General features: G+C 68.5%; 5 protein-coding genes. 1 reads left to right on the top strand and 4 read right to left on the bottom strand.

Annotated features, from left to right (window positions below):
* Positions 1–180: 180 nt before the first annotated feature.
* The 3 genes from VGH54_RS13505 to VGH54_RS13495 all read right to left on the bottom strand — a co-directional run bounded on the left by VGH54_RS13505 (position 181) and on the right by VGH54_RS13495 (position 2,657).
* Entirely contained in the window at positions 181–441 is a 261-nt protein-coding gene (locus VGH54_RS13505) for a hypothetical protein (RefSeq protein WP_331512521.1), read from the bottom strand.
* Positions 423–578 carry a hypothetical protein gene (locus VGH54_RS13500; RefSeq protein WP_331512520.1) on the bottom strand — a complete coding sequence of 52 codons (156 nt, stop codon included), beginning with the start codon at positions 576–578 and terminating at the stop codon, positions 423–425. The genes VGH54_RS13505 and VGH54_RS13500 overlap by 19 nt, the downstream gene beginning before the upstream one ends.
* Positions 579–710: 132 nt before the next feature.
* Positions 711–2,657: a primosomal protein N' gene (locus VGH54_RS13495; RefSeq protein ID WP_331512522.1), complete on the bottom strand. Its 1,947-nt coding sequence runs from the start codon at positions 2,655–2,657 to the stop codon at positions 711–713.
* A gap of 140 nt (positions 2,658–2,797) precedes the next feature.
* Here VGH54_RS13495 and VGH54_RS13490 point away from each other — a divergent pair, with 140 nt between their 5' ends.
* Complete coding sequence (locus VGH54_RS13490; protein WP_331512519.1) at positions 2,798–3,937, top strand: transposase; 1,140 nt, start codon at positions 2,798–2,800, stop codon at positions 3,935–3,937.
* Positions 3,938–3,950: 13 nt separating this feature from the next.
* Here VGH54_RS13490 and VGH54_RS13485 read toward each other — a convergent pair.
* Positions 3,951–4,559 (bottom strand): lysoplasmalogenase (locus VGH54_RS13485; RefSeq protein WP_331512518.1); only part of this gene is annotated, 609 nt, incomplete at its 5' end.

Genomic DNA, 4,559 nt, shown 5'->3' with positions numbered 1-4,559 from the left:
GCGCCGCCGATTGCTGTCCGCTTCACTGCATTGGCTCCTGTCGATCGGGCTTCACCCCGGGACAAAATGTCGGCGCATTCCCGGCTCCACCCTAGATTGCGCTGATTTGTGAGCCGTGATCTACGCGTGGACGCGCAGCTTGCTCGGGAAGCGGCCCGCCACACCTGGACTCAGCCCCGGCTAGTACGCGTGCTCAATCAGTTCGCGGCGGTCGAAGCTGTCATGAGTCACCCGCCATGACGCGTAACCATCACCCGCGACATGCAACGTGATCTGAGGATCGCACGCGCATTCTTCGACATTGTGCGGCTGTAGATCGTCGATGGGCACGATATGGATTTCACGAGGCCCGACCCAGCCGGTCCACCATCGATTGCCTGGACAGGCACAGCCGATCTCGGTGCAGTGGACGGGATCGATGATCACGCCGACCGCGGCCACGCGTCGATGAACTCGTCCATGACCGAATGCCACTGCATGGCCCGGACCTCGTCACCGGCGGCTCGGGCCTGCTTGAGGTGCTCACGCGCGAAAATCAGGCAGCGCCCGATTCGTGTGGTATCCGCAATCGTTGCCATAACTGACCTCCCTCGACGGGAAAGAAAGACCGGTGGGCGTCGTTGGCGCTCGGCCAGTCTTCGCATCGTCGCACGGAATACGTGGACTTCGCTCACCGACACACGCTGCGCGGCCGAGTAGCGAGCAGTCGCCTAGCCGATGTGCAGGGGGTCGATCTGCACCCGGACCGCCTCGTGGACTTGCCGGGCGCTGACCACGGCGACCCCGCGGCGCAACGCAGCCGCCAAGGCCAGGCCCTGCTCGCGGCGCACCCGCACCAGCATCCGGCTCACCGGCACCTCGGCCGCTATCCCGGGCGGCCTTCGTGCACCCGCCGGCAACGGCACCGGTCCCAGCAGCTCGGCGCTGTCCGGCAGCCGGATTTCCTCGAGCAACCCCGTCACCGCCTCGCCGGGACCGTCGAGGGCGGCCATGTGCACACTCGGCGGTAACGCGACTTCGGTGCGCGCGGCCAACTCGGCCTCTGCATGGCCGACCGGATCCCAGCGGATCAGCGATTGCACTGTGGGAATTGATGATTCGGCCACGACCACCACTACCCCACCGTTATCGCGGGGCCACACCAACGCGGCTGCGGCCATCCACCGCCGCAGGGTGTCCTCGGCCGCGCGGAGATCCTGACGCCCGAGCAGCGCCCAGCTGTCCAGCAACAGGGCCGCCCCGTAGCCGCCGACCGCGCGGGGTTCAGCACCGGGCGTAGCCACCACCAAAGCTGGACGATCGTCGACGTCGGACACCATCGCTTCGCCTGCCGAGGTGATCACCGTCGTGCCGGGAAAGGCGCGGCCCAGTTCTTCGGCGGTGCGCCGAGCACCCACCACGACTGCGCGCACCGCGTCCGACCCGCAGCGGCCGCAGCGCAGTGCGGGGTCGGCCCGGCCACACCAGCGGCATACCGGGGCCGTGCCATCGCGGTCGTCCAGCGACAGCGGGCCGGTGCATTGACGGCAGCGGGCAATCGCCCGGCAACGTGCGCAGGCCAGCGAGGGCACGTAACCGCGCCGTGGCACCTGCACCAGCACCGGCGCCTCGGCCTGCAATGCCGAGCGGGCGGCGCGCAGCGCCACCGACGGCAACCGTGCGGTGCGCGCCGCCGGATCGCGTTCGTCGGCGTAGCCACCGTCGTCGAGGGCCACCACCCGCGGCGAGCGGGCGCGCACCACCGGCCGGGTCGCGACCAGGTCGTGCGCCCAGCCGCTGCGCACCAGCGCATGAGCTTCAGCGGTACGGGCGTATCCCCCGATCAGCGCCGCGCAACGCATCTGGTGGGCACGCAGCATCGCCACCTCGCGCGCATGCGGGTAGGGGGCCCGCGGCTCGGACAGCGTGTCGTCGCCGTCGTCCCACACCATGACCAGGCCGAGGTCGCTGATCGGCGCGAACACTGCGCTCCGGGTGCCGATCACCAGCCGTGCGCTGCCCCGCAGCGCGGCCAGCCAGCGCCGGTACCGCGCGGCCGGACCCAAGCCCGCCGACAACGCCACCACCCCCGCTTCGTCGAGCAACGCCGTCACGGCCCGAAACAACGTGTCCACGTCGCGCTGATCCGGCACGACCGCCAAGACCGCGCGCCCGGTCCGCACGGTCTGCGCCGCGGCCTCGGCGAAGCGATCGGCCCACACGTCGCCGGGCAGCGCCTGCCACACCGCGCGGGCTGCCCGCGACTCCGCCAGCGCGGTCAGGAATTGCCCACCGCTGCCATAGGCCTCCCACCCCGTCGGGTCCACGGCGGATACAGCGGAAAGCTCAGGCGCCGTGTGGTTTTCACGCTCCACCTTGGCGTGCCGAGGCGGGAGGGCCAGCCGTAGCACGTCGGCGCGGGTGCCGGCGTAGCGCGCGGCGACGGCGTCGACCAGCCGACGGATCTCCGGGGTGAGCACCGCCTCGGCGGACACCACCCGGTCCAGCCAGGCCAGCTTGCCGACGTGATCGGTCTCGGTGCGGCGCTCCAGAATGAACCCGTCGACCAGTCGGCCGTGGAAGCGCAGCCGCACCCGCACACCGGGCTGGGCATCGTCGGATTGCTCCTCGGACACCAGGTAGTCGAATTCGCGGTCCAGATGCGGCACCGACAACATCGGCAGCACCCGAGCTATCGGCTCGAATGCAGCGGGCTGCCGGGTCCGCGGGGTCACCTGTTTACCGCCCAGGAAGCCTCGGCCTTCAGGCCGGGCAGGAACGCGCGGTGTTGTCGTACTGCGACGGTAGCGTTCGCCGCATGACCGTCGTCCGCTATCGATACAGGTTGCGCCCCGGCGCAACCGCGCTTGCGGCCTTGCTGGGAGAGTGGGACCGCTGCCGGTGGGTGTGGAATCAAGCGGTCGAGCGGCTTAACGAGTCCGGTGAGTGGATCGGTGACGATACGGTTACGGGCTGGCGGCGCGAGCATGAGTGGCTGCGGGAGGGTTCGGTCGTTACGCAGCAGCAAATGCTGCGCAACTTCCGCGCCAAGCGCGCGAAGGGTAAGGGGCGCCGCAAGTTCAAGTCCGCCAAGCGCACTCTGCCAAGCCTGAACTACACCAGGCGGGGATTCGCTGTGAAAGACGGCCGCTTGTGTTTGGCTGGCGGCCTGTCCATTCCGGTGGTGTGGTCGCGGGAACTGCCGTGCGATCCGAGCAGTGTGCGTGTCTATCGAGACAGCATCGGGCATTGGTACGCAAGTTTCGTGGTACGCCGTGACGACGCGGCGCTGCCGGTCTGCGAGCGGACCATCGGAATCGACTGGGGAGTGCGCGCGGGCGCAACGACCACTGACCCGGAATACGACTTGCCGCATCCGGAATACGGCAAGCGTTCCAGCGCAGAGCTTGCGCGCCGGCAGCGAAACATGGCTCGGCGCAGGCCGTCCGGCGGCCAACCGGCGTCCCAGGGCCACCTCAAAGCGAAACGCGCCGTCGCCAAGCTGTACAAGAAGGTCGCACGACAGCGGCAACACACAGCGCGAAAGTGGGCCACCAAAGTCGTCGCCAACCATGGCGCATTGGCCGTCGAGGACTTCAAACCACAGTTTTTGGGTAAGTCGCGTATGGCGCGCAAATCCGCCGACGGCATCGTCGGCGCCACCAAGGCGGTGTTGATTGAGTATGCGCAGCGGGCGGGCCGGAAGGTGGTGTTGGTGGCGCCCGCCCAGACGACGATGACGTGCAGCGGTTGCGGTGCGAGAGCCAAGTTCCGTTTGGCGCTGTCGGAACGGGTGTTCGTCTGCGAGTCCTGCGGAATAATCGAGGATCGCGACCGAAACGCTGCCAGAGTCATTCTGGACAGGGCTGGTCTCAACCCTGCCGGTGCTGAAGCGGTCAGACATTCAGATCTCCTCGAGGTCCGAGTGCTCGCCGAGCCGGGAATCTCCGCCCTTTAGGGCGGGGAGGATGTCAATCGCCAGGTGTAGCAGAGACGGTCGACACCCGACCGAAGAAAAAGCCCGCCGTGATCAGGACCTGGGCGGCCGCGTATGCCCACCAGATCGGCACCGCCAATGCCTCGCTGCCCAGCACGAATCGGCCGATGCCGATCATCGCGTCCGAGCCCGCGAAGCACACCGCGCCGACCGCCGTCCACCGCGTGGGCAGCCGTGCCAGCAGCGCCGCACACACCATGGCGGCCAGCACGGCCATGTACACCGTGACCGGAATGGTCAGACGGTCGCGACCCAGCTGCGGCCAGAACCACACCAACAGCCCCACACACGCGGCACACGTCAACCCCACGACGATCCAACGGGGCCGCGACCGATCCGACTGCCGCGCCAACGGCAGCAGCGCGCCGAGAAAACACACGTGCGCCAACAGAAATGAGGCCAGCCCGAATACAAAAGACGGCGTCCACCACGGAACGGCCAGCAGCGCGTCGCCGATCGCCGAGAACACCAGCGCCAGCATCAGCCAGCGCCGCTCGCGAACAACCGGATGCGCGGCCGCCGCCAGCGCCAGCAGCAGCGCCATCGACGCCTTGAACGCCGGCTGGGCAAACCACTGTCCGGT

The organism is Mycobacterium sp. (assembly GCF_036488105.1).
In the GTDB taxonomy this organism is placed as follows: Bacteria; Actinomycetota; Actinomycetes; order Mycobacteriales; family Mycobacteriaceae; genus Mycobacterium.
The sequence above is the reverse complement of the archived record's forward strand: the minus strand, read 5'-3'. Positions and strand labels throughout refer to the sequence as shown.

Excerpts from the sequence above, each read along its gene's own strand:
- VGH54_RS13500 (WP_331512520.1), bottom strand. The coding sequence starts at position 578 with ATGGCAACGATTGCGGATACCACACGAATCGGGCGCTGCCTGATTTTC.
- VGH54_RS13495 (WP_331512522.1), bottom strand. The coding sequence starts at position 2,657 with ATGTTGTCGGTGCCGCATCTGGACCGCGAATTCGACTACCTGGTGTCC.
- VGH54_RS13490 (WP_331512519.1), top strand. The coding sequence starts at position 2,798 with ATGACCGTCGTCCGCTATCGATACAGGTTGCGCCCCGGCGCAACCGCG.